A 26,531-nucleotide genomic window follows, 5' to 3' on the forward strand; every position below is an offset into this window, starting at 1 on the left:
AGCCGCACGCCCTCTGCATCATCCGCGCTGACACACCCGCGGGAGGAGATCGGCGCGAGCGGAGGATCGTTCGGCGCGAGAGCTTCCTCCGCTCGCCCCGAGCTCCTCCGCTCGCGATCAGCGCAAGCAGCAGCGCCTCAGCTCAGGCCTCGAGCGCCCTCAACAGTTCCGCCGGAGGTGCCTGCATCGGGTGCGGCCCCGCGATGTCGAGGAAGACCGTCGTGATCGTCGACTCGTGACGCTTCAAGAAGGTGCGCAGCCACGCCGGGCTCTGCAGGCCGACCGCAGGCGGCAGGTTGTCGGGCTTGTTCGCGGCGTCGCTGAACAGCAGCAGCGCCACGTCGCCGGTGGCCGGGTCGCGGTAGGTCCACACCTCGCCGCCGTCGAGCGGCTTGTCGCGGGGCCCGGGCTTGATGAGCGGCACCACGGTGTTGCCGTGGCGCAGGGCGAGTGCGACCGCCGCGATGTCCTGCTTCTCGAGCGCCGCTGCGAGCGCCTCCGAGCGGAACTCCACGGATTCCGCTCCCTTGCCCGACTTGCCCGACTTCTTGCGCTGCGCCATCCCTCCAGCGTACCCAGCCGATCCCGAACCGATCCGCACGTCCGTGCCCGAGAGCAGACGCTCACCATCTCGGCCGACCCGCTGCTGCCCCGTCTCGATCTCGGCGCATGGGAGCTTGCTGCTAATTTCCGAGGGTTGCTCATCTTCGGCGTAGCCTGAAGGCATGTGGACCTCGATCGTCATTCCCCTCGCCGCATATACGGTGACGGCGATCGTCGGGTTCGTCTTCGAAGGCCTCCTCTGGCTGGCAGTGATCGGGATCGTCCTCTTCATCGGCACGCTCGTCGTCGGCATCCCGAGACGGCACGTACGACCGTCGGTGTAGGTCCTGGTCTCCACGAACGCCCCGAACGGGGCTTCTGAGGAGGTGCGTCATGGCCATCGACGCAGGACGACTGATCGCGACGCACGCCAGGACCGCTCCCGACCGGGACACCGCCGCGAACAGCGATTTCACCGATCTCGCGCGGCTCGTCAGGTCGGCGGGGCTGATGCGCCGCCGATACGGGTACTACTGGACGAAGCTGTCCGCGGTACCGGTGCTGATCGGCGCGGCCGTCGCCGTCTTCATCTGGATCGGCGACACGTGGTGGCAGATGTTCACGGCCGCCGCGTTCGCGTTCCTGTTCACGCAGATCGCGTTCCTCGGACACGACGCCGCGCACCGCCAGATCTTCCGCTCCGGCCGCTGGAACGACTGGATCAGCCTGATCCTCGGGGATCTCTTCGTGGGCATGAGCTACGGATGGTGGCAGCACAAGCACACCCGGCACCACGCCAACCCGAACCGCATCGGCGCCGACCCCGACATCGACCTGCCGGTGATCGCGTTCACGCCCGCACAGGCGGCGGAGCGGAGACCGGCGCTCGTTCGATGGACCATCGCGCACCAGGGCGCGTTCTTCTACCCGATCCTGCTGCTCGAGGGCCTCTCACTGCACGCGTCGAGCGTGCATCGGGTGCTGCAGCGCGAGCACGTCGCGCGGCGACCCGTCGAGATCGGATTCCTCGCGATTCGCATCATCGGATATCTCACGCTGGTGTTCCTCGTGCTCTCCCCCGGTGTGGCCGCCGTTTTCCTCGCGATCCAGCTCGGGCTCTTCGGCTTCTACATGGGGGTGTCGTTCGCGCCGAACCACAAGGGCATGCCGCTCGTGCCGGCCGGAATGCGGCTCGACTTCCTCCGTCGTCAGGCGCTCATGAGCCGCGACATCCGCGGCAATCGCGCGCTCGACTTCGCCATGGGCGGGCTCAACTACCAGATCGAGCACCACCTCTTCCCGTCGATGCCGCGTCCGCACCTGCGTCGCGCCGCCCCGTTGATCGCGCAGTACCTCCACGAGCACGAGGTGCCGTACACGCAGACGACGCTCTGGCATTCGTACGTCATCGTCTTCCGGTACATCAACCGGGTGGGCCTCGGCGAACGGGACCCGTTCGAGTGCCCGCTGCTCGCGCAACGTCAGAGTCCCGGCACGGAGCTGCGAGCGACGACCGGGCGGGTCATCTGACGAGGGCGAGAAGGATCAGTACAGCTGGAACTGCTTCGTCAGGTCGTCGTTCTCGAAACCGTCGACTGAGACCGACAGGTGGTACGACGCACCGCCCGCCGGAACCGTCTCACGCGCACCCTCGCAGGTGTCGGGCGTCGAGCGCGTGCGGTCCCACACGATGGGCGCGGCCGAGCTCACGGGCGTGCCGGGCGTCAGCGAGACCTCGGCGTCGACCTTGTCGGTCTGGCAGTCAGTGGAGATCCAGTACTGCTCGTCGCCGCTGGTCACCGTGAAGACCTGCGCGGCGGTGCCCGCGTTCAGCACGCAGACGTTGCGACCGATGTTCGTGATCGTGACCGAGAGTTGCGGCTGCTCGCCGGCCTCGTAGACGGTCTTGTCGGTGACCGGCTCGACGGTGATCTGCTCGGGCGCGCAGGGATCGCCGTCGGCCGCGACCGCCTCGGTCGGGATCGTCGTGGCCGGCGGGGTCGTCGGCGCCGAGCTGGTGGGCGCGGGCTTGTCGGTCTCGCCCTGGGCGCCGCCGGGCCGCACGACGATGAGCACGACCGCGACGACCACGGCGAGGAGCCCCAGCAGCACGACCAGGCGTCGCCGACGGTACACCTGCGGCGATTGCCGTCGTGCCGGTGTCTGATTGGTCGACATGGTCACAGGGTACGACCGGGCGACGGATGCCGGTGGCGCGCGCCCGGCGTGCCGAAATGCCCGATCAACGCGCCGTTCAGAGCGCCTTGAGCATGCGCGTGTTGCCGAGCGTGTTCTGCTTCACCCGGGCGAGGTCGAGGAACTCGGCGACACCGTCGTCGTGCGAGCGCACGAGCTCGGCGTAGACCTCGGGGGCGACGGTCTCGGCGCCCATGTCGACGAACCCGTGGCGGGCGAAGAAGTCGACCTCGAAGGTGAGGCAGAACAGCCGGCTGAGGCCGAGTGCGCGGGCGTCGTCGACGAGACGGTCGACGATCGCGTGCCCGACGCCGTGCCCGAGCCACGCATCGGCGACGACGAGCGTGCGCACCTCGCCGAGGTCCTCCCACATGGCGTGCAGTGCCCCCGCGCCGACGACCTCTCCGGTCTCGGCGAGCTCGGCCACCCGGAACTCCTGGATCGCGCCGTAGAGGTCGACGCGCTCCTTGCCGAGCAGGATGCGTCGGGCGACGAGCGGTTCGACGAGCGCGAGGATATGCGGCACATCGCTGGTGCGCGCGGCGCGCACGGTGACGGGGCTGTTCACCATGCAACCCTATCGAGCCGCGGCGACCGCGATCGTTCAGGCCTTCGCGGCCTGCTTCACCCGCTTCTTGGCGCTCTTCTCGACGAGCACGGGCACGAAGTCGCGCACGGGCTTGCCGTCGAGGTCGGCGTACTCGTCGGCGACGATGCGGGCGATCTCATCGCGGTCGACGCCCGGGTACTTCTCGGCGAGACGATCGACGACCTCGGTGACGGCGTGCTGCTCGGTCGCCTTCTTCTGCTCCATGTCTGGAGCCTATGCCAAACCATGGATCGCGACCCTGACCATCTCATGCGGATACGGCGAAGGGGCCGAACCCGAAGGTCCGGCCCCAGCACAGTGCCGATGCATCGGGCGGATGCCGCGGCATCCGCCCGATGGCGGTGATCAGTCCGACGTGACCGCGAGGTCGGGCGTCGCCGGCCCGGTGCCGATCGCAGCACCGGTGTTCACGCCGACGCCGACGGGCAGCGCCCGCTGGGTGGTCGTGAACACGAACTGGCCGTCTTGGAAGTCGACGTGCACGTGGTCGCCCGCGTTGAGCTCGCCGTGCAGGATCTTCTCCGACAGGGCGTCTTCGATCTCGCGCTGCACGGCACGGCGCAGCGGGCGAGCGCCCAGGGCCGGGTCGTAGCCGAGTTCGATGAGGCGCTCCTTCGCCGGAACCGTGAGCTCCACCGTCATGTCGCGGTCGAGCATGCGGTCGCCGAGGCGCTTCAGGAACAGGTCGACGATCTGCAGCAGTTCGGGCTTGGACAGCTGCGGGAACACGATGATCTCGTCGACGCGGTTCAGGAACTCGGGCTTGAAGTGCTTCTTCAGCTCCTCCTTGACCTTGCCGCGCATGAGGTCGTACCCGGTTCGGGTGTCGCCCTCGAGCGCGAAGCCCACGGGGCCGCTCGAGATGTCCTTCGTACCGAGGTTCGTCGTCATGATGATGACGGTGTTCTTGAAGTCGACCACGCGCCCCTGACCGTCGGTCAGTCGACCCTCTTCGAGGATCTGCAGGAGCGAGTTGAAGATGTCGGGGTGCGCCTTCTCGATCTCGTCGAAGAGCACGACGCTGAACGGCTTGCGACGCACCTTCTCGGTGAGCTGGCCGCCCTCTTCGAAGCCGACGAACCCGGGAGGGGCGCCGAACAGGCGGGAGACGGTGTGCTTCTCGCCGTACTCCGACATGTCGAGCGAGATCATCGCGGCCTCGTCGTCGAAGAGGAACTCCGCGAGGGCCTTGGCGAGCTCGGTCTTGCCCACGCCTGTGGGGCCGGCGAAGATGAACGAGCCCGACGGGCGGTGCGGGTCCTTCAGGCCGGCGCGGGTGCGGCGGATCGTCTTCGACAGTGCGGAGATCGCCTCCTCCTGGCCGATGACGCGCTCGTGCAGCGCCTTCTCCATGAAGACGAGTCGCGAGGACTCCTCTTCGGTGAGCTTGAAGACGGGGATGCCGGTGGCCTGCGCGAGCACTTCGGCGATGAGGCCCTCGTCGACGACCGCGGTGGTCTTGACGTCGCCGGCCTTCCACTGCTTCTCGAGGCGCAGACGCTCGCCGAGGAGGTTCTTCTCCTCGTCGCGGAGCGAGGCGGCCTTCTCGAAGTCCTGCTCCTCGATGGCCGTCTCCTTCGCGGCGCGGACGACGGCGATCTTCTCGTCGAACTCGCGCAGCTCGGGCGGCGACGAGAGGATCGACAGACGCAGGCGCGCGCCGGCCTCGTCGATCAGGTCGATGGCCTTGTCGGGCAGGAAGCGGTCGCTGATGTAGCGGTCGGCGAGGTTCGCCGCGGCCACGATCGCGCCGTCGGTGATGGACACCTTGTGGTGCGCCTCGTAGCGGTCGCGCAGCCCCTTGAGGATGTTGATCGCGTGGGGCAGCGAGGGCTCCTGCACCTGGATCGGCTGGAAGCGGCGCTCGAGCGCGGCGTCCTTCTCGAAGTGCTTGCGGTACTCGTCGAGCGTGGTGGCGCCGATGGTCTGCAGCTCGCCACGCGCGAGGAGCGGCTTCAGGATCGAGGCCGCGTCGATCGCGCCCTCGGCGGCACCGGCACCCACGAGGGTGTGGATCTCGTCGATGAAGACGATGATGTCGCCGCGCGTGCGGATCTCCTTGGTGACCTTCTTCAGGCGCTCCTCGAAGTCGCCGCGGTAGCGGGAGCCGGCGATGAGCGAGCCGAGGTCGAGCGAGTAGAGCTGCTTGTCCTTCAGCGTCTCGGGGACCTCGTTCTTCACGATGGCCTGCGCGAGGCCCTCGACGACGGCGGTCTTGCCGACGCCGGGCTCGCCGATGAGGACGGGGTTGTTCTTGGAGCGGCGCGACAGGATCTGCATGACGCGCTCGATCTCCTTCTCGCGCCCGATCACGGGGTCGAGCTTGGACTCGCGAGCGGCCTGCGTGAGGTTGCGGCCGAACTGGTCGAGGATCTGCGATCCGCCCTGCGGCTGCTGCTGGTCGTTCGCCCCGACCTGCACCTGCTCCTTGCCCTGGTAGCCCGAGAGCAGCTGGATGACCTGCTGGCGCACGCGGTTGAGGTCGGCGCCCAGCTTCACGAGCACCTGGGCGGCGACGCCCTCGCCCTCGCGGATCAGGCCGAGCAGGATGTGCTCGGTGCCGATGTAGTTGTGGCCGAGCTGCAGGGCCTCGCGGAGCGACAGCTCGAGCACCTTCTTGGCACGCGGCGTGAACGGGATGTGACCCGTCGGCTGCTGCTGACCCTGGCCGATGATGTCCTGCACCTGCTCGCGCACGGCGTCGAGCGAGATGCCGAGCGATTCGAGCGCCTTGGCGGCGACGCCTTCACCCTCGTGGATGAGACCGAGCAGGATGTGCTCGGTGCCGATGTAGTTGTGGTTGAGCATCTTGGCCTCTTCTTGGGCCAGGACGACGACACGACGGGCTCGGTCGGTGAATCTCTCGAACATGCTCTACTCCTCACGACCCCCTCTGGGCAGGGAGCGCCGATACATCGAGCGTAACCAGCACGAGCGCCCGATATGCGAGTGTTCGCCGTGGGCGCACGACCGGTTGTCGTGGGAGTGCGGGAGCTACTTGATCGGCAGCGTGAAGGACTGGTCGCCGACCTCGACGATCAGCGGCTGCGTCGTGGTGACGAAGACGGGGGTCCAGAAGACGGTGGTGTGGGGCACGAAGTCCATGGTGCACACCTCGTCGGCGGGGCGCTCGGCGACGTCGACCGAGACGCGGTTGCCGTCGGCGGCGGCGTCGACGACGTTGATGCGCGTGCCCACGACGGGGCAGGTCGAGCTGCCCGAGATCGTGATCGCGATCTGGCCGCCCTGGCCGACCCACGCGGCCGAGAGGCCCTCGGTCGCGTCGCCCTCGTCGGTGTGGCCATCGGCGTCGCCCTCGTGGTCGCTCACCGGCAGTCCGTCGAAGTTCTCGATGGCGCGGGGGCTGGGGTTGCATGCGGAGAGCAGGAACACGGATGCCACGGCCACGGCCGCAAGGCCTGCACGACGAAGAGTGAGGGAGGAGTGCATGCGGTAATGGTATCGGTTCGACCGCGTCCGGCGCGCCTCGGGACACGGCGGGCTGGGGCTAGCATGCGGGCATGAGCAATCTCGAGCGTGATCCCGTCGAGCTCGTGTCTCCGCCCGAGGCGTCGAGCGATGCGCTGATCGCGGTGCTCCAGCCGCGGGAGGTCCCGCTCGGTGGTCCGCGCGCGATGAACGTGCGGCGCACGCTCCCCCAGCGCGGGCGCACGACGATCGGCGCCTGGTGCTTCGTCGACCACTACGGGCCCGACGAGGTCGCGACCTCTGGCGGCATGGTCGTGCCGCCGCACCCGCACACCGGCCTGCAGACCGTGAGCTGGCTGTTCGAGGGCGAGATCGAGCACCACGACAGCACGGGCAGCGCGGAGTTCGTGCGCCCGGGCGCCGTGAACCTCATGACCGCCGGGCGGGGCATCGCGCACTCCGAGGTGTCGACGCCCGAGACTGCTCGGCTTCACGGCGTGCAGCTCTGGGTCGCGCTTCCGGATGCCGCGCGCGCCGTCGCCCCGTTCTTCGAGCATTCCGAGACCGTGCCCGTCGAGGTCGACGACGCCGTCGTGCGCGTGTTCGCCGGAGCGCTCCCCGGCGTCGACGCCGAGACCTCCGTCACCGTGTTCTCGCCGCTCGTCGGCGCGCAGATCGAGCTGCCCCCTGGCGGTGAGGCGTGGATCGAGCTCGACCCCGCATTCGAGCACGGCCTGCTCGTCGACCGGGGTCCGGTCACCGCGACGATCGCGGCGCTCGAGAGCGAGCACGACGATGCCTCGCCCGACGCCGACCCGCTCGCCGTCGCCGGCCACACGTCGCACCTCGCGCCGAACGAGCTCGGCTACGTGGCGGTCGGCCACGAGGGCGTGCGCCTCCGCGCCGACGAGCACGCCCCGGCACGCGTCGTCCTCATCGGCGGCGTGCCGTTCGGCGAGGAGATCGTGATGTGGTGGAACTTCATCGGCCGCACGCACGACGAGATCGCCGAGTTCCGGCGCGCGTGGCAGTCCGACGTCATCGCGCGCGGCGACGGCGACGGCCGGTTCGGCACGGTCGACGGGTTCGACGGCGACGCGCTGCCGGCGCCCGAGCTGCCGACCGTGCGGCTGAAGCCGCGGGCGTGAGCCGCGGCATCCGCCCCTGAACCCCGCACGCGGCCGACACGCGGAACGCCGCGGGCGTCGATGCTCGTGCATCGCGCCCGCGGCGCTCCGTCAGGTTCCTCCGACTACTCGGCGGACGCCCCGATCCTGCGTCGTCGTGCGATGAGCACCACCGCGGCGCCGAGCAGCAGCACGCCCGCGCCGATGCCGAGGGGCAGGGCCACCGGGAACCCGGTGTCGGCGAGGCCGTCGCCGGAGCCGCTGCTCGCCGTGCCCGAACCCGAACCCGAACCGGGCGCGGTCGGCTCCTCGGTCTCGATGGGCGTCTCGCCACCCGGCGTCTCGCCGTCGACCGCTTCGGTCACCGTGAAGTCGTCCCAGCCGAAGAGCTCGCCCGACGTGGTGATGACCGCCAGCCGGTGCACGCCGGGTTCGGTGTCGGCCGGGACCGTCACCTCGAACCCGCCGTCGAGCACGGTCTTGGTGCCGAGCTGCACGGGCGTCGAGAACAGCACGGCCTGGAACGCGGTGCCCTCGAGGTCGCCCTCGATGCCCACGCGGACCGTGGCGCCGGCCTCGACCGAGTCGGGCAGGCTCACGCCGCCGCGCGTCTCCTCGGTGAGGTCCTCCTCGATGACGGGCGGTACGACCTCCGCACCCTCGCCGGCGACCCAGTAGAGGCTGCGGGCGATCGCCGGGTACGACCCGACGGGGTGCGTGCGGAAGTTGACCGAGGTGCCGAGCATCGCGAGGCGCGATCCGCCGGCGGCCGTCGCGGTGACGACCGAGGCCTGGCCCGCGGCATCCGTCGTCGATCGACCGGCGCTGTCGGCCCAGTGACCGGCGACGAAGGTCTCGTCGCTCGCGTAGGACTGCTCGACCTCGGCGTTCTCGCCGAGTCCGGTGTACCAGACCGCCGGGTAGACGAAGGCGGTGTCCTGCGCGTAGGTCGACAGCAGGCCGCCGTCGGCGTCGGCGACGTGCACGATGCCGTTGGAGCCGCTCGTGCCGCTGTTGGCCGTGACGGTCGTCAGGCCGAACGCGTTCGCGAAGGCCGCGACGGCCGTGCCCTTGCCCGCAACGCCCTTGCCGGCGGCCAGGAACTCCTGCACCTTCGTCGCGCCGGCGGCGTTCGCCCCGGTGAAGGCGAGGTTGCCGCCGACCCAGAGCACGTCGGCCGTGGCCAGGTCGACCGCACCCGACGTGATGGTCGCGGCGGTCACCAGGCGGATGTCGGTGAGCCCGAGTCGCTGCAGCGTGACGCGGTCGTCCTGCGTGCCCGAGTACGCGACCGTCAGACGGTCGAGGCCGCGGCTCGGCTCCTCGCGGAGACGCAGTCCGTCGGATGCGGTGAAGGCCACGCCGTACGCGTCGGCGACGACCTGCGCCGCGTCGCGCGAGGAGCCGGCGATGATGACGCCGCCGTCCTCGAAGGCGGAGACCGGAACCTCGGCGTCGAGCAGCGCGTTGATCGCCTGGTACTCGGCCGCACCGGCGGTCGCGAGCTCGAGGTAGGCGCCCTCGGCGGGCACGGCACCGGTCGGTGCGGCCTCCTCGACGGCCTCGACGGGCATCGGCAGGTCGGCGTCGGTCGTCGAGCCGACGTCGATCACGTCGGCACCCCAGAGGAGCGCGAGGCTCCAGGCCGAGATGTCGTACATGTCGGGCACGCGCTCGGAGATGTCGGACCCCTCGTCGAGGAGCACGTTCGCCATGCCGCGGAGCGGCTGGTGCATGTCGACGACGTAGCTGCCCGCCGGGTACTCGACGCCGTCGACCGTGAAGGCGGCGGTCGCACGGGACACCTCGACGCCGTTGGCGATGAGCTGGTCGACCAGGCGTGCCGCGTCGGTCGCCGAGCGCTGCGCGGCGCCCATGGGGATCACGTAGCCGCGGGGGAACTCGGCGCGGTACACATCGGTCTCGTCCCAGATGTCGGCCCACTGATCGGGGCCGGGGATCGTCGTCGGGTCGGCGTCGGCCGCGATGGTGCGCAGTTCCTCGCCCGCGTCGCCGCGGCGGAAGATCTCGATCTGGTTCTCGAGCAGGGCTGCGGCGTTGTCGACCACGTAGTCGACCGAGGTCTCGATGACGAGCTCGGCGACCTCGACGTTGACGAGCGTGTTGGCCTGGTTCTGGGCGGCGTTGTTCGTGCGGCCGAGGGGCAGTTCGACGGTGTTCGTGATCGCACCCTGGTAGGCGATGAACTGGGGCGTGAAGATCGGGGGCCAGTCATCCCATCCCGAGCGGATGTCGCGGTAGGGGATCTTGACCTTGCCGGTGTTCTCCGTGGTCGCCCCGCCGTTGGCTGCGAGGTAGGTGTTGCCGGGGATGTTCGCATCGACCACGGCCTCCTCGATCGCCAGCGCTGCCTCGTAGGCGTGCGGCAGGAACAGGTCGTACTCGTAGTTCTCGCCGTGGGGCGGACCGCACGGTTCGATCTGCAGCACGTTGGTGTAGCCGTGCAGGTCGACGTAGAACGTGGGCTGGATGATGCCCGAGAGGTCGCGGATGATGCGCGCCTCGGGGGTGACGCCCGTGATCATGTCGCGGTTGGCGTCGAACCCGTCGCCGTTGGCCCGCTGGCCGAGCGCCCGGCCGTCGGGGTTGTTCGTGACGGTGAAGTAGAGGCGGTATCCGTCGAGGACGTCGGAGACCTCCTCGATCGGCGCGGTCGCGAGGTGCTCGATGTACGGCAGGACGCCGTCGGTGCCCTCCCACTCGTTGCCGTGGATGTTCGCGTTGAACCAGACCGGCACCTTGTAGCCGGACATGAGCTCGTCGTCGGCGGCCGCGCCGGCGGCGTCGTGCTTGATCTCGTCGCGCCAGGCGGCCTGCTGGGCGGTCTCGGCGGCCGTCTCGGGCGACGTGATGGTCACGAGGTGGATGTCGCGGCCGAGCACGGACTGCCCGACCACCTGCACCGAGATGCGGTCGCTCTGCGCCATGAGCGTGTTCAGGCGCGGCGCGATCTCGTCGTAGGGCACGGCGCCTCTGGCGATCGAGGCGTCGGCCGGGTTGTCCTCCGGAACGGCGAGGCTCGGCTGGCTCGGGTACGACGCGGGTGCGTCGACGAGCGAGGAGATCGGATAGCTGATGGGGAGTGCTCCGGGCGTCGGCGTCGCGGCGACGGCCGGTGCGGATGCGGTGACGAGGGTCGCGCCGACGATGGCGGCCACCCCGACACCGGAGAGGACGTGTCTGAACGTCATGGTGCTCCAGTTCGAGTGCGAGGGTCGAAGACACGGCGCTGGATCGCAGGCACGCGGTGGAACCCGCAGACCATCGAGGTGGCAATGATCGTGCGTGGGAACGAGTCAATCACGCATCAAAGGTGCAGATGGTTTCGTTTCCCGCATGATTCTTGCTGATTTGCGCACATCGGCTGCGTTTTGTTGCATGGCTTGTAGCACGCGAGCGCGACGAAGAGATCGCCGTGCGAGGGTGATCCGGCGAGCAACTCCTCAGCACGCTACGGACGCCGTGTTACACGGCGGTGACAGCCGGAATACGACGGAATACGTTTGCTCGACTACTGCAGCGCCGACGTGAGCCGCGCGAGGTTGTCGAGCACGGTCGACCGGATCGGCTGACGCATCCACTCCTCGAGCGTGAGCTCGCGGCTGTCGGCGCGGTAGCCGTCTTCGACGGCCCGCATCTCCTGCACGAACGAGCGGCCGCGCACGAGCAGCGAGACCTCCATGTTCAGCTCGAACGAACGGATGTCCATGTTGGACGAGCCGATGACCGCGACGTCTTCATCGATCGTGAAGTGCTTCGCGTGCAGGATGTACGGCGCCTTGTACATGTAGATCTTCACGCCGGCGCGGAGCAGCGCCTCGTAGTACGAGCGCTGCGCGTGATACACGAGCGCCTGGTCGCCGATCTCGGAGACGAAGAGCTCGACGTGCACGCCGCGCTGCGTCGCGCCGCTGATCGCATAGAGCATCGCCTCGTCGGGCACGAAGTACGGGCTCGTGATGATGAGCTTCTGCTTGGCCGCGTAGAGCAGCGCGAGGAAGAGTTTGAGGTTGTTCTGGTTCGGGAACCCCGGCCCGCTCGGCACGACCTGGCAGTCGAGGTCTTGGGCCTCGCTCGGCTGGTCGAACGCGTCGGGGATGTCGCGCGTGAGCTCCTCGCCCGTCTCGAGGTACCAGTCGGTGCGGAAGATCGCGTCGAGGCCCGAGACGATCGGCCCCTCGAGGCGCGTCACGAGCTCCTTCCACTTGAGCCCGCGACGGATGTTGCCGCGCTTGTTGTAGCTGCGGTCGATGAGGTTCTGCGATCCCATGAACGCGACCTCGCCGTCGACGACGAGGATCTTGCGGTGGTTGCGCAGGTCGGGGCGCTGGTACCGGCCCTTGAGCGGCTGCACCGGGAGCATCAGCTGCCACTTCACGCCGATGGCGTCGAGCCGCCGCAGCGTGCGCCGGTAGCCCTTCGACCGCAGCGAGGCGATGTGGTCGAGCATCACGCGCACCTGCACGCCGCGCTCGACCGCGTCGCCGAGGGCGGCGAAGAACGGCTCGGTCGTCTTGTCGAGCGCGAGGATGTAGAACTCGACGTGCACGTAGCGTTCGGCGCCCGCCACCGCGGCCGTCATCGCGTCGAGCGAGTCCTGGTAGCCGCCGATGAGGCTCGCGCTGTTCGACCCGATGAGCGGCATCGACCCGAGATTGCGGTTCAGGCGAACCACGCCCTCGAACCAGGCCGGCCAGCCGCTCGAGTCGCTGACCCGCTCGACGCCGTGCGTCGACTCGCGGATGAACTCGTCGACCTCGGCCTGCTTCTCGCGCCGCTTCTTCGGCAGCTTCGGATTGCCGATGAGCAGGAAGAACAGCACGCCGATGTACGGGATGAAGAAGATCGCGAGCAGCCACGCCATGCCCGCCGTCGGACGGCGGTTGCGGGGCACGACGATGATCGCGATCACGCGGATCACGAGGTCGATCGCGAGCAGCGTGAAGGTCACGATCGCCGTGACCGTCGCGGTCTGCTCGGAGTTCATCGAGTCAGTCGGCGGGACGCTCGGCGCTGCTGCGCGGGGCGCGAGCGGGCAGGCCGAGCCTGGCGCGTTCCTCGGCCTCGATCTGGGCGTACGCCGCACGCTCGGTGCGGTCGGCGCGCAGGATCGCGCGCATCACGAACCAGAAGATGAGTCCGATGAGCACCGTCGGCGCGAGCGACCAGATCGCATTCGCCCAGAATTCGTCCATAGGTCTTCAGGATACGTGCTTCTCCTGAGAATTCGGATGCCGCGGCGCGCCGCCATCGCTCGGGGGCCGCCCGCGGCATCCGTTCGGGTCAGGTCAGCAGGCCCCAGATGCCCGATCCGAGGAGATAGGCACCGACCGCGCCCACGATGATCCAGATGGCGACGCGCGTGTTCGACGGGCGCTTGGGGTCGGGGTCGGGCTCGAGCTCGCTCTTGGGGAGGTAGTCGTTCATCTGCGGCATCCGCTCGTGGAGATCATGGCCGGCCGACTCACTTGACCAGCGGGAACAGGATGGTCTCTCGGATGCCGAGACCCGTGAGCGCCATGAGCAGGCGGTCGATGCCCATGCCCATGCCGCCGGAGGGCGGCATGCCGAACTCGAGCGCGCGCAGGAACTCCTCGTCGAGGCGCATGGCCTCGGGGTCGCCGTCGGCGGCGAGCTTCGCCTGCTCGATGAAGCGCTCGCGCTGCACGACCGGGTCGACGAGCTCGGAGTAGCCCGTGGCCAGCTCGAAGCCGCGCACGTAGAGGTCCCACTTCTCGACGACGCCGGCGGTGCTGCGGTGCGCGCGCACGAGGGGCGAGGTGTCGAGCGGGAAGTCCATGACGAAGGTGGGGCGCACAAGGCCGCCCTTGATGTGGTGCTCCCACAGCTCCTCGACGTACTTGCCGGGCAGCGGGTGCTCGATCTCGATGCCGGCCTCGTCGGCGAGCTGCTTCAGCCGCTCGATCGGGGTCTCGGCCGTGATCTGCTCGCCGACCGCCTCGGACAACGTGCCGTACATCGAGATGCGGTCCCAGTCGCCGCCGAGGTCGAACTCGGTGCCGTCGGCCCAGGTCACGACGTGCGAGCCGCTCGTCGCGAGCGCGGCGTCCTGGATGAGGCGCTGGGTGAGGTCGGCCATCGTGGTGTAGTCGCCGTAGGCCTCGTAGGCCTCGAGCATCGCGAACTCGGGGCTGTGCGTCGAGTCGGCGCCCTCGTTGCGGAAGTTGCGGTTGATCTCGAACACGCGCTCGATGCCGCCGACCACTGCGCGCTTGAGATAGAGCTCGGGAGCGATGCGCAGGTACAGCTCGGTGTCGAACGCGTTCGAGTGGGTCACGAACGGCCGCGCCGAGGCGCCGCCGTGCATGACCTGCAGCATCGGGGTCTCGACCTCGACGAAGCCGAGGCCCTCGAACGTGCGGCGGAGGCTCGCGTTCGTCTTCGCGCGGTCGAGCACGTTCTTGCGCGCCTGCTCGCGGGCGATGAGGTCGAGGTACCGGCTGCGGACGCGGGTCTCCTCGTTGAGGTCGTTGTGCAGGTTCGGCAGCGGCAGGATCGCCTTCGCCGCGATCTGCCACGAGCTCACCATGATCGAGAGCTCGCCGCGGCGGCTCGTGATGACCTCGCCGGCGACGAACACGTGGTCGCCCAGGTCGACGAGCTCCTTCCAGGCCGCGAGGGACTCCTCGCCGACCTCGGCGAGCGAGACCATGGCCTGGATGCGGCTGCCGTCGCCCGACTGGAGGGTCGCGAAGCACAACTTGCCCGTGTTGCGCGAGAACACGATGCGGCCGGCGATGCCGACCTGCTCGCCCGTCGCGACGTCGGCCTCGAGGTCGGTGAACTGCGCGCGCACCTGCGGAATCGTCGTCGTGATCGGCAGTCGCACCGGGTAGGCACCGCCACCGAGGTCGTCGGATGCCGCGATCAGGCGTTCGCGCTTCGCGAGGCGAACGGCCTTCTGCTCGGAGATCTCGGCCGCAGTGGGCTCATCGGCGGGCAGGGCGGAATCCGTCTGGGTCTCGGCCATCGTTCTCTCTCATCGCGGGGCACGTGCCCGTCAAGCCTACTCAGCCGGGCTGGGGGGAAGCTCCGCGCCGGCATCGGCGGCGGCGTCCGCGCCGGGATCGGCCCCGGTGTCGGTGTCGGCGCCGGCGTCGGTGTCGGCGCCGGCGTCGGTGCCGATCTCGACGAACGCGTTGTCGATCAGGCGGGTCGTTCCGAGGCGGGCGGCGACGAGCACGAGCCCGCGACCGCTGAAGGCGTCGTCGACCGGCAGGAACGTGTCGGGGTCGACGACCACGAAGTAGTCGAGGTCGACGCCGTCGTGGTCGCCGAACGCCGCGACGCCCTCGGCCAGCAGCTCGGACACGCCGTCGACGGCCGAGGTGCGCGCGGCGTCGAGCGACTCGGCCAGCACGAGCGCCGCCACCCGTTCGCGCTCGTCGAGGAAGCGGTTGCGGCTGGAGAGCGCGAGCCCGTCGGCCTCGCGCACCGTCGGCACGACCTCGATGCGCAGGCGCAGGTCGAGATCGGCGACCATGCTCGTCACGAGGAACACCTGCTGGGCGTCCTTCTGGCCGAACACGGCGACGTCGGGCTGCGCGATCGAGAAGAGCTTGGCGACGACCGTCAGCATGCCGTCGAAGTGTCCGGGGCGATGCGCGCCCTCGTAGCGCGAGCCGACCGGGCCCGCGCTCACCTTCGTGCCGGCCGCCGACCCGCTCGGGTACATCTCGGCGACGTCGGGTGCGAACACGACGTCGGCGCCGAGGCCGGCCAGCGCCGCGACATCCGCGTCGAGCGTGCGCGGGTAGCGGTCGAGGTCTTCGGCGGGGCCGAACTGCAGCGGGTTCACGAAGATCGACACGACGACGACGTCGGCGAGTTCGCGGGCCCGGCGCACGAGCGCGAGATGGCCGTCGTGCAGCGCGCCCATGGTCGGCACGAGGGCGACGGATGCCCCGGCACGGCGTCGTTCGTCGAGCACGGCCCGCAGGTCGGCGATGGTGTTCACCGTGCGGGTGCTCGTCGCCACCTCGCTCGTCGCCACCTCGGTCACGTGGCACCTCCCAGAGACCGCTCGTCTGCGGCCCCGTCGATCGTACTCGCACCCTCGGGCCGCGGCCCGGGGTCGTGTCTGGCGAGGGCGTTCTCGACGGCGCTGCGCACGAGCGGCGCGAGCACGGCGCCCGGCCGCGGCATGCCGATGCCCTGCAGGATGCCGCTGGCCTGGTCGACGATCGCGCTCGAGAACGAGATCGCGGTGTCGATCGCCTCGCCGTAGGCTGCGCGGTCGGCCTCGGCGACGACGAACGGTTCGCCGCCCATCTCGACCACGAGCGCCTGGCCGATGGGCAGCACCGGCGTCGGCGCGGTCACCGCGAACCAGGTGCCCGGAAGCCGGGCCAGGTCGATGCTCGTGCCCGTGAAGGTCATGGCGGGGTGCACTGCGAGCGGAATGGCGCCGGCGCGTCGGGCGGGGTCGAGCACCGTGGTGCCGAGGCGGGCGTTCGTGTGCAGCACTAGCTGCCCCGGCTGCCAGACGCCCGCGTCGGCGAGTCCGGCGACGAGCGGGCCGAGCTCGGCCTCGGGCACGGCCAGCAGCACGAGCTCGCTGCGCTCGATGATCTCGGGCACGGACAGCACGGGCACCTGCGGCAGCATCGCGGCCGCGCGCTCGCGGCTCGACTCCGAGACGGCGGAGATGCCGGTGAGGGCGTGTCCGACTCCCGCGAGCGCCGACGCGAGCACGGCGCCCACGCGCCCCGCGCCGATCGTGCCGACGCCGAGCCGGCCTGCGCGGTCGCTCACGAGACGACCTCGGCGGTCGGAGCACCCGAACCGACCGGTGCACCCGGCTCGACCGGTTCACCCGGCTCGACCGGCTCGCCCGCGGCCAGGTGCTCGCGCGCGGCGCCCCAGTGGTGCGACTCGTCGGCTCCGGCCCACACGACGGCATCGCCCGCGAGGCGTTCGAACACGGTCGCGGCCTCGTCGGCGTCGGCCACGGGGAGCTCGACGGTCACCGGGCCCGCAAGGGTGTGCACGCGCACCGAGGCGAGCCGCAGCATCCGCCCCACCGGACCGCGGCCGAGCGCGACCGACTGCACCCGTGCCAGCGGCATGACGGCGAGCGACCGCGTGAGCGCGCCCCTCCGGAAGATCGCGACGCTGCCGATCGTGGCGAAGCCGATGCGCTTCCACGAGAACGGACGCAGCCAGGCCGCGCGGCGCGGGGTCGTCGAGAATCCGCCGGCGGCGCCCCGCCCGGTCAGGCCCGCCCCGAGCACGGGCTCGATCGCCGCCTCGGCATCGGGCAGCAGCAGCGCGAGCACCCGGCGCACGTCGTCGACCCGACCGACGGGGAGCACGATGGTGCGCTGCACGGCCTCGCTCGATGCGCTCAAGGACTGGCCGGCGAGGTTCACCCGCACCGCCCACCAGCCGAACGGCCGCCACAGGATCCACTGCGTGGCCTCGACCGCGTGCACGCGCCCCGGCGGGATCGTCTGGTTCGCCGTCGAGAGCAGGCCGTGGCCGATGCGCACCCCGTCGGGCGTGCCCGCGATCGAGTAGCGCAACGACTTCGTGATGCGCGACCACAGGTAGCCGACGAGACCGATGACGGCCGGGATGAACGAGAGGATCACCCATTCCTGACCCGCGGCGACGCCAGCGACGATGATCGCGACGAAGACGATGATCGAGATCGTCGTGCCGCCGAGCAGCGTCGATCCGACGACGCGCGCCACCGACAGGTGCACGACCGACTCGGGCGCGGCGAGGTTCGGGTCCAGCTCGGGCGCGAGGAACTCGTCGACCCGACGGCCGACGACGGCCGACAGCTGGGCGGATGCCGGTGGCGGGCCGCCCGCGGCCCCGGCCGTCGAGACGGGCAGCGGCGCGCCCGCGGCATCCGTCGCCGGAGCGCTCGGAAGCTCGACCCCGGGAACCGCAACGCCGGGCAATGCAGCACCGGATGCCGCCGGCCCCGCGGTGCGCGACTTCTCGGCGCGAGCACCCGAGGCGAGGCGCAGGATGTCGGCGCGCAGGCCGTCGGCGAGGGCCGAGCCGAGGTACGAGAGCTGCACGTTGCCCGACTCCCCCGCGACCGACACGTCGAGCTTCGCCGCGCCGAACAGACGGGCGAACACGGGGCGGTTGATGTTCACGCCCTGCACGCGGTCGAGTCGCGCCGAACGATGGGAGCGGAACAGGATGCCGCTGCGCACCTCGACCGCCTCCTGCGTGATGCGGAAGGTGTGCATGCGCCACGAGAGCCAGAAGCCGACGATGACGCCGATGACCACGACGGCCACCGCGAGCAGCGCCCAGCCGATCTGGCCGTTCGTGACGATCGCGCCGACCGGGTCATTCGCCCAGTCGTTCTGCCAGTCGCCGTACCGTCCGTCGAACTCGTCGCCGGCGCCGGGAACGAACACGAAGACGAACATGTCGAGCAGCCGCTCGCGCAGGTTCGCGAGCACGAAGCCGAGCACCGCGATGAACACGAGGCCGCCGCGCAGCAGCGGGCTCGCCGGGTGCAGCCGGTGCCACTCGCCGTCGGCGAGCGCGGTGACCGGCGCGACCGGAGCGGTCACAGCCCCGCCCGTCGCGTCTCGGCGAGGGCCACGAGCTCGTCGCGCAGCTGCTCGGCGTCGTCGATCGGCAGGCCGGGCACGGTGACGGCGGTCGCGGCGGCCGCGGTGACGAACTTGAGGTCGGCCAGGCCGAGCGCGCGGGCGACCGGCCCGCGGGTCACGTCGACGAGCTGCATGCGGCCGTACGGCACGGCCACCTGTCGCTGGAACATGATGCCGCGGCGGAACAGCAGGTCGTCGGCGCGCAGCCGGTAGCCGATCGAGCGCACGCGACGCGGCTCGAACGCGATCGCGACGAGCGACACGACGCCGACCGCGACGGCCGCCCAGAGCGCCCACCACCAGCCGAACCAGAAGTACGCGACGAGGAACGCCCCGACGAAGACGACCGTGCCGATGAGCGAGCCGACGACCTCGACGATCACGTACTTCGGCGAGACCCGACGCCAGTCCTCGTCGATCGGCACCGCATGCTCGGGCGCCTCGTGCTCGGGCGCCCCGTGCTCGGGCGCGACCTCGACGACCTCGGGACCGTCGGATGCCGGTGCACCACCGGCATCCGGAACCTGATCGGGTGCGGGCTCGACGTCGGGTGCGGCCGCCGCGTCGACCGTCGCCTCGCGCGCTCGGAGCGCGTCGGGCAGCTCTGCAGCCTCGGGAGCCGCCGCCTCGGGTCGCTCAGGCATGTGCGGGCTCCTCGTGCTCGGGGTCGGTGTCGTCGGGGGGCAGGGTGCAGAAGTGCTCGGCGACGAGGCCGCCGATGAGGAGCACCGCGCCTCCGACGGCCGTGGCGAACCCCGGCCACACCGTGCCGAACGGGGGCATGACGCTGCGGGTGAGCAGGAACGTCGCGACGCCGAGGCCGAACCCGAGCAGGAGCGCTCCGCTCACGGCGCTGGCCTTCGCGAGCACCGCCGTGCGCATCGCCCGGAACGGGTCGAGGTGCTTGGTCGCGCGCTGCTTGACCGCCCTGCGGATCGGCCACGCGAGCGCGACGACGATCGCGGCGACGCCGACGAGCGTGATCGCGAGCGAGATCGGCGGCACGATCGCCTTGCCGCCGGCCGAGACGATGAAGAGATCGACGAGGTAGCCGATCACGATGCCCGCGAGCACGGCGGCGACGATCGCGCTCGGGTGCGTGCGCTTCATCGTCTGGTCACCTCGTCGGTGGCCTGCGCGCGGAGGTCGGCGATGCGACCGCGGCCGGGGAGCACGGCGTCGGGTTCGAGGTCGAGCCACGGCTGCAGCACGAAGGCGCGCTGCCACGCCCGCGGATGGGGCAACTGCAGCCCGGTGTCGTCGATGACGAGTCCGTCGACGTCGATGAGGTCGAGGTCGAGCGTGCGATCGCCCCAGTGCTTCAGCCGCTGACGGCCGTGCGCGGCCTCGATCTCGTGCAGGGCCGCGAGCAGCGCGTGCGGGGTGATCGTGGTCTCGACGACGACCACGCCGTTGAGGTAGCCGGGGGCGTCGCGATCGACGCCGTCGTCGGTGATGGCCGGGGTCTCGTAGACGGGCGAGACGGCCGCGAGCTCGACGCCGGGCACCTCGGCCAGTTCGCGGACGGCGCCGGCGATCGTGGCCTCGCGGTCGCCGAGGTTCGCACCGAACGCGATGACGGCGCGGCTCACGGGCGCTCCCGGACGATCGTCACCGAGACGTCGGCGAACGGCACCGTGATGGGCGCCTGCGGCTTGTGCACGGTGACCTCGACCTGCTCGACCGCCGCCCACGAGAGCGCGACGGCCGCGACGCGCTCGGCGAGGGTCTCGATGAGGTCGACCGGATCGCGCTCGACCGCGGCGACGACCGCCTCGGCGAGCTCGCCGTAGTGCACGGTGCGCGCGAGGTCGTCGCCCGAGGCGGCTGCCCGCAGGTCGACCACGACCGCGACGTCGATGACGAACTCCTGGCCCCGCTCGCGCTCGAAGTCGAAGACCCCGTGATGCGCCGTGACCCGCAGGCCGGTCAGGGTGATCCGATCACCCGGTCGTCGATTGCGCTGCTCAGCCACGGCTTCCACTCTGCCACGCTCCGACGACGTCGAGGGCGCGGCGCGTGGCGCGCACGTCGTGCACGCGGACGCCCCAGGCGCCGGCCTGTGCTGCGAGGGCGCTGACGACCGCCGTGGGCAGGTCGCGTTCGGCCATGTCGGCGCCGTCGGGCAGCAGCGAGCCGATGAACCGCTTGCGCGAGGCGCCGATGAGCACCGGCAGGCCGAGTTCGGCGAGCACGTCGAGGCGCCCGAGCACCTGCCAGTTCTGGTGCCCGGTCTTCGAGAACCCGAGGCCCGGGTCGAGGATGATGCGGTCGGCGGCGACGCCGGCGGCCTCCAACACGTCGACGCGCTGCGCGAGCTCGTCGCGCACCTCGACGGCGATGTCGGCGTAGGTGTTGAGCACGTCCATGCGGTCGGAGTGGCCGCGCCAGTGCATCGCGACGTAGAGCGCACCCGTGTCGGCGACGGCCGGAACCATCGCGGGGTCGGCGAGCCCCGCCGAGACGTCGTTGATGATCTCGGCGCCCGCTTCGACCGCGGCGACCGCGGTGGCGGCGCGCATGGTGTCGACGCTGACGCGGATGCCGCGGCGCGCGAACTCGCGCACGACCGGCACCACGCGACGCAGTTCCTCGTCGGGCGCGACCCGTGCGGCACCCGGGCGCGTGGACTCGCCGCCCACGTCGAGGATGTCGGCGCCCTCGGCGACGAGCTCGAGGCCGTGCGCGATCGCCCGGTCGGCGTCGAACCAGTCGCCGCCGTCGCTGAACGAGTCGGGCGTCACGTTGACGACGCCCATGACGAGCGCGGCCCCGGCGTTCACGCGGCGACGCCCCCGATGAGGGCGATGATCTCGGCGCGGGCCGCGGGATCGGAGAGCGCGCCGCGCGCGACGACCGTGATCGTCGAGCTGCGCTCCTGGCGGGATCCGCGGGTGGTCACGCACCGGTGCTGGGCGTCGAGCACGACGAGCACGCCCTTGGGCTCGAGACCGGTCTCGAGGGCGTCGGCGATCTCTTCGGCGAGCCGCTCCTGCAGTTGCGGGCGGGCGGCGAGCGTGTCGACGACCGCCGGGATGCGGCCGAGGCCGACCACCCGGTCGCCGGGAAGGTAGGCGACGTGCGCCGTGCCGACGAACGGCAGCAGGTGGTGCTCGCACACCGAGCGGAACGCGAGATCGCGAAGCACCACGGCGTCGGAGGTCGCGGGGGCACCGGAGTCGGAGGTGCCGACGGGCACCGCATCGGCCAGGTGGCTCAACGGGTCGACGGCGAGACCGCCGAAGAAGTCCGCGTAGGCCTCGGCGACCCTGGCGGGGGTGCGCCGGAGCCCGGCCCGCTCGGGATCCTCGCCGATCGCGAGGAGGATCTCGAGCACGGCGCGTTCGATGCGCTCGGTGTCGACACCGGCCATGTGCACCCTCTCAGGTCGGCGCGGAGGCCGCGACGGCCTAGGCCGTCGCGGGTCGCGGGTTCTGACGCGGTGCGCGCTTTGAGGCGGGCTCCTCGATCGGGGTGTCCTCGGAGTCCACGCCGCCGTCGACCATGCCCTCGTCGATGGGCAGCTTGTCTTCGGGGAACGTGATCGGCGGGATGTCCGAGACGGGACGCTTGTCGCTCGAGAGCCACAGCGGGCGCTCGGGCAGCTTGCGCACATTCTTGAAGATCTCGGCGATCTGGTTGTGGTCGAGCGTCTCGTGTTCGAGCAGCTCGGCCGCCAGCCGGTCGAGGATGTCGCGGTTGTCGTTCAGCACCTGCCACGCCTCGTCGTGCGCCTGCTCGATGAGCGTGCGCACCTCGCCGTCGACGCGCATCGCGATCTCCTCGGAGTAATCGCGCTGGTGGCCCATGTCGCGGCCGAGGAAGACCTCTCCCTGCGCCTGTCCGAGCTTGACGGCACCGACGGTCGAGCTCATGCCGTACTCGGTGACCATCTTGCGGGCCGTCGACGTGGCCTTCTCGATGTCGTTCGAGGCGCCGGTCGAGGGGTCGTGGAACACGATCTCCTCGGCGACGCGACCGCCCATCGCGTAGGTCAGCTGGTCGAGCAGCTCGTTGCGACTGATCGAGTACTTGTCTTCGAGCGGCAGCACCATCGTGTAGCCGAGTGCGCGACCGCGCGGGAGGATCGTGATCTTCGTCACGGGGTCGGTGTAGTTCATCGCCGCCGCAGCGAGGGCGTGGCCGCCCTCGTGGTAGGCCGTGATGAGCTTCTCCTTGTCCTTCATGACGCGCGAGCGGCGCTGCGGACCGGCGATCACGCGGTCGACGGCCTCGTCGAGGGCGCGGTTGTCGATCAGCTGCGCGTTCGAGCGCGCCGTGAGCAGCGCGGCCTCGTTGAGCACGTTGGCGAGGTCGGCGCCCGTGAAGCCAGGCGTCTTGCGCGCAAGCACCTCGAGGTCGACGCCCTTCGCGAGCGGCTTGCCCTTCGAGTGCACCTCGAGGATCTTCTGCCGGCCCTTGAGGTCGGGCGCGTCGACGCCGATCTGGCGGTCGAAGCGACCGGGGCGCAGCAGCGCGGGGTCGAGGATGTCGGGGCGGTTCGTCGCCGCGATGAGGATGACGTTCGTCTTGGGGTCGAAGCCGTCCATCTCGACGAGCAGCTGGTTCAGCGTCTGCTCGCGCTCGTCGTGGCCGCCGCCCATGCCGGCACCGCGGTGACGACCGACGGCGTCGATCTCGTCGACGAAGATGATGGCCGGCGCGTTCTGCTTGGCCTGGTCGAACAGGTCTCGCACGCGGCTCGCGCCGACGCCCACGAACATCTCGACGAAGTCGGAGCCCGAGATCGAGTAGAAGGGCACGCCGGCCTCGCCCGCGACGGCGCGGGCGAGCAGGGTCTTGCCGGTGCCGGGAGGGCCGTAGAGCAGCACGCCCTTGGGGATGCGGGCACCCACGGCCTGGAACTTCGCGGGATCCTTGAGGAAGTCCTTGATCTCCTCGAGCTCCTCGATGGCCTCGTCGCTGCCGGCGACGTCGTCGAAGGTGACCTTCGGGCTCTCCTTCGTGACGAGCTTCGCCTTGGACTTGCCGAACTGCATGACCTTGCTGCCGCCGCCCTGCATGCCGGAGAGCATGATCCAGAAGAAGAGGCCGATGAGCACCAGCGGCAGGAGGATGCCGAGCATCGAGAGGAACCAGTTCGGCTGCGGCACCTCGTCGTTGAAGCCGTCCTTCGGGTTCGCCTCGTCGATGGCGGCGACCACGTCGGCGCCGCGGGGCGTCACGTAGTAGAACTGCACCTGCTTGCCGAACTCGTCGTCGGCCGTGGTGAGCGTGAGGTCGACGCGGTTCTCGCCGTCGACCATCTTGGCCGAGGCGACCTTGTCGTCCTGCAGGAACTCGAGGCCCTGCTGCGTCGACACCTCTTTGAAACCGGAGGCGGTGATCAGGCTCGTCCCGATCCAGACGGCGACGATCGCCAGCAGGATGTAGATGATCGGCCCGCGCAGGATCTTCTTCATGTTCATGGTCTTGCAAGGCTACCCCGGCGTCACCGACCGTCGGCCGAATGTTCGCTGTGGGCTGGATCAGGCCGCTGCGACAGGCTCGCGCGCCGGGATGTGCTGATGCTTGCGGGCGCCCACCATGTAGGGCAGGCCGCGTCCGACCGCCGAGAACGTGCGGCCGAGTCGTCCGCGCCAGGTCGGGGCGGATGCCGTCGCAACCGGGTAGTCGAGATCGCCGACGTCGACGAACCAGGCGCGCGTCGGCCCGAATCCCTCGAGCTCGGGCGAGACCTCGTGCACGGCCCCGGGAACCGACTGCTCGCCGCTGCGGTAGAGGTCTTCGGAGAGCAGCACGTACTCGGGGATGTCGACGGGGTTCTTCAGCATCCGGTGCACGAGGATCACGTCGATGCCGACGAGCTTCGTCCGATCGCGGATGGTCTGGGTCGCGACGTCGCCCACATGCGCCACGAACTTGAGCTTCAGCCCGTCTGGCCCCTTGCAGCCGCTGCACGGGCAGAGGTTGGCGGCGACGTACCGGCGCTCGAGGTGGAAGGCGCGATGCATCGCGGCCGCGGCCTGCAGGATGTCGGTCATGTCCGCGTCGCCCGCCCCGCTGGATCGCGCCGTGCGCGAGAGGAAGGCGGCGTCGCCCTCGATCTCGATGAGGTCGAATCCGGGGGCCGCATCGATCATGCGGTCGAGCATGCGGGCCGTGTTGACCTCGGCGTGCGCCAGGCTCATGCGGTGCGAGCTCATGTAGTCGGTGTACCCGCCGATGTCGGCGATCAGCAGGACGGCACGGCCGGAGGTCATGCCGTCACCCTCCCACCAACCTGAGACTTTCTCAATCCTCAGTTCGGGGGTTCATCCGGAGCTCGGTTCGGCGGCACCGGCGGAGGCGACGGCGGGCCGTCCGACGGCGCATCGGGCGCGTACCGATGGAGCCGTCCGTCGACGGCCTCGGCGGCCTCGCGCGCACTCGCCGTGTAGCCGAGCACGACGGCGAGGAAGCGCTCCGACCGGAGTGCGCGCAGGTCGAGCGCCGTGCAGGCGCGCACCGAGGCCGTGCGCCGGGTGCTGCGCAGCAGGGCGATCTCGCCGAAGCCCTCCCCCGAGCCCAGCGTCGCCACGACGCGGCCGTCGCCCAGCACCTCGGCCTCGCCCGCCTCGACCACGTAGTAGCGGTCGCCGACCTCGCCCTGCTCGAAGACCGCGGTGCCCGCCTCGACGGAGACGGGCTCGAGGCTCCTGGCCAGCTGCTCGATCGACGGCAGCGGCAACGTGCGGAACATCGGCACCCTGCGCAGCAACGCGACATCCGCATCGAGCACGCCGACCGAGCGGTCGAGCCGGCGCAGCCGCCGCCAGCACATAACGGCGAGCACCGGGCACAGCAGCCCGATGGAGATGAGCGCACCCTGGACGCCGAGCAGGTCGCTCGCCACGGCCGCGACGACCGCACCGATGCCCGTGAACACCGCGACGAGGCTCTCGAGCACGCCGAAGACCCGGGCGAGCACCTCGTCGGGCGCCAGACGAGCGATGAGCGTGAACCCGGCGACGTCGATCAGGGCGTTGCCCACGCCGATGAACGAGAGCATCACGAGCGCCGCGGACTGCTGCGGCACGAGTCCGACGAGCGTCAGCGGCAGCCCCCACAGGCCGACCCCGACCGCGAACCACGCGCCGAGCCGACCGGTGCCGACGAGGAACGACGCGCCGAGCGACCCGAGCACGGCCCCGACGCCGACCGCCGCCATGAGCGCTCCGACGCCCGGCTCTCCGGTGCCCAGCAGTTCGATGGCGACGACGACCGAGAACACGGTCAGCGCGCCGCGCGTCAGGGCCTGCGCCGCCGCGAGCCCGAGGATCAGGAGGAGTCCGCGATGCTGCGCGACCGCGCGAACGCCCTCGACCGCCTCCGCGACGAGGTTGGGCCGGCCGGTCGCAGACGGACGCGGCGGCGCGTCGTACCGCATGCCGACGAGCAGCGCGGCCGCGAGGAACGAGGCGCACGCCGCGACCGCGAAGACGACGTCGACCCCGGTGAACCCGAGCAGCACCGCGGCGATCAGCGGCCCGACGAGCGTCGCGGCCGAGTCGAGCAGCCCGCGCACCATGTTCGCGCTCGCGAGTTCGTGGCCCGTGCTGCAGAGCGAGGGCAGCAGCGCCGAGTGCGCCGGACGGTAGAGGGTCGCCGCGATCGTCGAGAGCACGGCGAGCACGTAGACGACCGAGGTCGGCCCGGAGGCGGCGATCACGACCGCGGCGCCGGCCGTCGCGACGCCGCGCACCACGGACACCAGCACGAGCACGCGCTCGCGGCGCCCGCGATCGGCGAGCGGCGACAGCAGCGGCGCGAGGATCGCCGACGGCAGCATGCGCAGCAGCCCCACGAGTCCGACGGCGGCCGCGCCGCCGTCGCGGTACGCGACGATGCCGAGCCCGACGGTGAACGCCCACTCGGCGGTCCACGCGCCGAGGAAGCTCAGCTGGGCGCGACGCAGGTTCGGGTTGCGCCAGTTGCTCGTGAACGCTGCGACAGCGTCGTGCAGCCTGCCGCGGCGACGACCATCGCCCATGTGGA

26 protein-coding genes are annotated in these 26,531 nt (G+C 70.6%); 3 read left to right on the plus strand and 23 right to left on the minus strand.

The window, feature by feature from the left end; genetic code table 11:
* Positions 1–142 precede the first annotated feature (142 nt).
* Complete coding sequence (locus GQR16_RS10030; RefSeq protein WP_157415003.1) at positions 143–562, minus strand: dehydrogenase; 420 nt, start codon at positions 560–562, stop codon at positions 143–145.
* A gap of 163 nt (positions 563–725) precedes the next feature.
* Between GQR16_RS10030 and GQR16_RS19590 the strand changes: the two genes are divergently transcribed.
* Together GQR16_RS19590 and GQR16_RS10035 are read left to right on the plus strand one after the other, a co-directional pair.
* Positions 726–887, plus strand: a complete 162-nt coding sequence (locus GQR16_RS19590; protein ID WP_170298456.1) for a hypothetical protein — start codon at positions 726–728, stop codon at positions 885–887.
* Between the two features lie 49 nt (positions 888–936).
* Positions 937–2,073 (plus strand): fatty acid desaturase family protein, encoded by a 1,137-nt coding sequence (locus tag GQR16_RS10035; protein ID WP_157415004.1) that lies wholly within the window; start codon positions 937–939, stop codon positions 2,071–2,073.
* Between the two features lie 15 nt (positions 2,074–2,088).
* On the opposite strand, the gene GQR16_RS10040 is transcribed toward GQR16_RS10035, so the two are convergent.
* From GQR16_RS10040 to GQR16_RS10060, 5 genes are all read right to left on the minus strand, one after another.
* Positions 2,089–2,721: a hypothetical protein gene (locus GQR16_RS10040; protein WP_157415005.1), complete on the minus strand. Its 633-nt coding sequence runs from the start codon at positions 2,719–2,721 to the stop codon at positions 2,089–2,091.
* 76 nt (positions 2,722–2,797) lie between these two features.
* Positions 2,798–3,307 (minus strand): amino-acid N-acetyltransferase, encoded by a 510-nt coding sequence (locus GQR16_RS10045; RefSeq protein ID WP_246200712.1) that lies wholly within the window; start codon positions 3,305–3,307, stop codon positions 2,798–2,800.
* Between the two features lie 36 nt (positions 3,308–3,343).
* The gene (locus tag GQR16_RS10050; RefSeq protein ID WP_157415007.1) at positions 3,344–3,553 is read right to left on the minus strand and encodes a three-helix bundle dimerization domain-containing protein; all 210 of its coding nucleotides are present in this window, start codon (positions 3,551–3,553) and stop codon (positions 3,344–3,346) included.
* Positions 3,554–3,694: 141 nt separating this feature from the next.
* Positions 3,695–6,220, minus strand: a complete 2,526-nt coding sequence (locus GQR16_RS10055; RefSeq protein WP_157415008.1) for an ATP-dependent Clp protease ATP-binding subunit — start codon at positions 6,218–6,220, stop codon at positions 3,695–3,697.
* 123 nt (positions 6,221–6,343) lie between these two features.
* Positions 6,344–6,799 (minus strand): hypothetical protein, encoded by a 456-nt coding sequence (locus GQR16_RS10060; protein WP_157415009.1) that lies wholly within the window; start codon positions 6,797–6,799, stop codon positions 6,344–6,346.
* A 71-nt stretch (positions 6,800–6,870) separates the two neighbouring features.
* On the opposite strand from GQR16_RS10060, the gene GQR16_RS10065 reads away from it, so the two are divergent.
* Complete coding sequence (locus tag GQR16_RS10065) at positions 6,871–7,926, plus strand: pirin family protein (RefSeq protein ID WP_157415010.1); 1,056 nt, start codon at positions 6,871–6,873, stop codon at positions 7,924–7,926.
* Positions 7,927–8,030: 104 nt separating this feature from the next.
* Here GQR16_RS10065 and GQR16_RS10070 read toward each other — a convergent pair whose 3' ends face one another.
* The 17 genes from GQR16_RS10070 to GQR16_RS10150 all read right to left on the minus strand — a co-directional run bounded on the left by GQR16_RS10070 (position 8,031) and on the right by GQR16_RS10150 (position 26,526).
* Positions 8,031–11,117, minus strand: a complete 3,087-nt coding sequence (locus GQR16_RS10070) for a M14 family zinc carboxypeptidase (RefSeq protein WP_211373485.1) — start codon at positions 11,115–11,117, stop codon at positions 8,031–8,033.
* A 320-nt stretch (positions 11,118–11,437) separates the two neighbouring features.
* A complete protein-coding gene (cls, locus tag GQR16_RS10075; RefSeq protein ID WP_157415011.1) occupies positions 11,438–12,913 on the minus strand; it encodes a cardiolipin synthase in 1,476 nt (491 codons plus the stop codon).
* A gap of 4 nt (positions 12,914–12,917) precedes the next feature.
* On the minus strand, positions 12,918–13,121 hold the full coding sequence (locus GQR16_RS10080) for a hypothetical protein (protein WP_157415012.1): 204 nt from the start codon (positions 13,119–13,121) through the stop codon (positions 12,918–12,920).
* Between the two features lie 88 nt (positions 13,122–13,209).
* Positions 13,210–13,353: a hypothetical protein gene (locus tag GQR16_RS10085; RefSeq protein ID WP_157415013.1), complete on the minus strand. Its 144-nt coding sequence runs from the start codon at positions 13,351–13,353 to the stop codon at positions 13,210–13,212.
* 37 nt (positions 13,354–13,390) lie between these two features.
* Entirely contained in the window at positions 13,391–14,917 is a 1,527-nt protein-coding gene (lysS, locus tag GQR16_RS10090; protein ID WP_157415014.1) for a lysine--tRNA ligase, read from the minus strand.
* A 36-nt stretch (positions 14,918–14,953) separates the two neighbouring features.
* The gene (gene panC, locus GQR16_RS10095; RefSeq protein WP_246200714.1) at positions 14,954–15,949 is read right to left on the minus strand and encodes a pantoate--beta-alanine ligase; all 996 of its coding nucleotides are present in this window, start codon (positions 15,947–15,949) and stop codon (positions 14,954–14,956) included.
* The gene (locus GQR16_RS10100) at positions 15,946–16,701 is read right to left on the minus strand and encodes a Rossmann-like and DUF2520 domain-containing protein (protein WP_157415015.1); all 756 of its coding nucleotides are present in this window, start codon (positions 16,699–16,701) and stop codon (positions 15,946–15,948) included. The genes panC and GQR16_RS10100 overlap by 4 nt, the downstream gene beginning before the upstream one ends.
* On the minus strand, positions 16,698–18,491 hold the full coding sequence (locus GQR16_RS10105; RefSeq protein WP_157415016.1) for a PH domain-containing protein: 1,794 nt from the start codon (positions 18,489–18,491) through the stop codon (positions 16,698–16,700). Before GQR16_RS10105 ends, GQR16_RS10100 begins: the two co-directional genes overlap by 4 nt.
* Entirely contained in the window at positions 18,488–18,958 is a 471-nt protein-coding gene (locus tag GQR16_RS10110; RefSeq protein WP_425482620.1) for a PH domain-containing protein, read from the minus strand. The genes GQR16_RS10105 and GQR16_RS10110 overlap by 4 nt, the downstream gene beginning before the upstream one ends.
* A 211-nt stretch (positions 18,959–19,169) precedes the next feature.
* Entirely contained in the window at positions 19,170–19,643 is a 474-nt protein-coding gene (locus tag GQR16_RS10115; RefSeq protein WP_157415018.1) for a DUF3180 domain-containing protein, read from the minus strand.
* The gene (gene folK, locus GQR16_RS10120) at positions 19,640–20,125 is read right to left on the minus strand and encodes a 2-amino-4-hydroxy-6-hydroxymethyldihydropteridine diphosphokinase (protein ID WP_211373486.1); all 486 of its coding nucleotides are present in this window, start codon (positions 20,123–20,125) and stop codon (positions 19,640–19,642) included. Before folK ends, GQR16_RS10115 begins: the two co-directional genes overlap by 4 nt.
* Positions 20,122–20,508, minus strand: a complete 387-nt coding sequence (gene folB, locus GQR16_RS10125; protein WP_157415020.1) for a dihydroneopterin aldolase — start codon at positions 20,506–20,508, stop codon at positions 20,122–20,124. Before folB ends, folK begins: the two co-directional genes overlap by 4 nt.
* A complete protein-coding gene (gene folP / locus GQR16_RS10130) occupies positions 20,501–21,292 on the minus strand; it encodes a dihydropteroate synthase (protein ID WP_157415205.1) in 792 nt (263 codons plus the stop codon). The genes folB and folP overlap by 8 nt, the downstream gene beginning before the upstream one ends.
* Before the next feature lie 20 nt (positions 21,293–21,312).
* Entirely contained in the window at positions 21,313–21,906 is a 594-nt protein-coding gene (folE, locus tag GQR16_RS10135) for a GTP cyclohydrolase I (RefSeq protein ID WP_157415021.1), read from the minus strand.
* Between the two features lie 37 nt (positions 21,907–21,943).
* Complete coding sequence (gene ftsH, locus GQR16_RS10140) at positions 21,944–23,962, minus strand: ATP-dependent zinc metalloprotease FtsH (protein WP_157415022.1); 2,019 nt, start codon at positions 23,960–23,962, stop codon at positions 21,944–21,946.
* Positions 23,963–24,022: 60 nt separating this feature from the next.
* Positions 24,023–24,757, minus strand: a complete 735-nt coding sequence (locus tag GQR16_RS10145) for a DUF2652 domain-containing protein (RefSeq protein ID WP_157415023.1) — start codon at positions 24,755–24,757, stop codon at positions 24,023–24,025.
* A 38-nt stretch (positions 24,758–24,795) separates the two neighbouring features.
* Positions 24,796–26,526 carry an MFS transporter gene (locus GQR16_RS10150; protein WP_157415024.1) on the minus strand — a complete coding sequence of 577 codons (1,731 nt, stop codon included), beginning with the start codon at positions 26,524–26,526 and terminating at the stop codon, positions 24,796–24,798.
* Positions 26,527–26,531 lie beyond the last annotated feature (5 nt).

The sequence above is a fragment of the Agromyces allii genome (assembly GCF_009749385.1).
Taxonomy (GTDB): domain Bacteria; phylum Actinomycetota; class Actinomycetes; order Actinomycetales; family Microbacteriaceae; genus Agromyces; species Agromyces allii.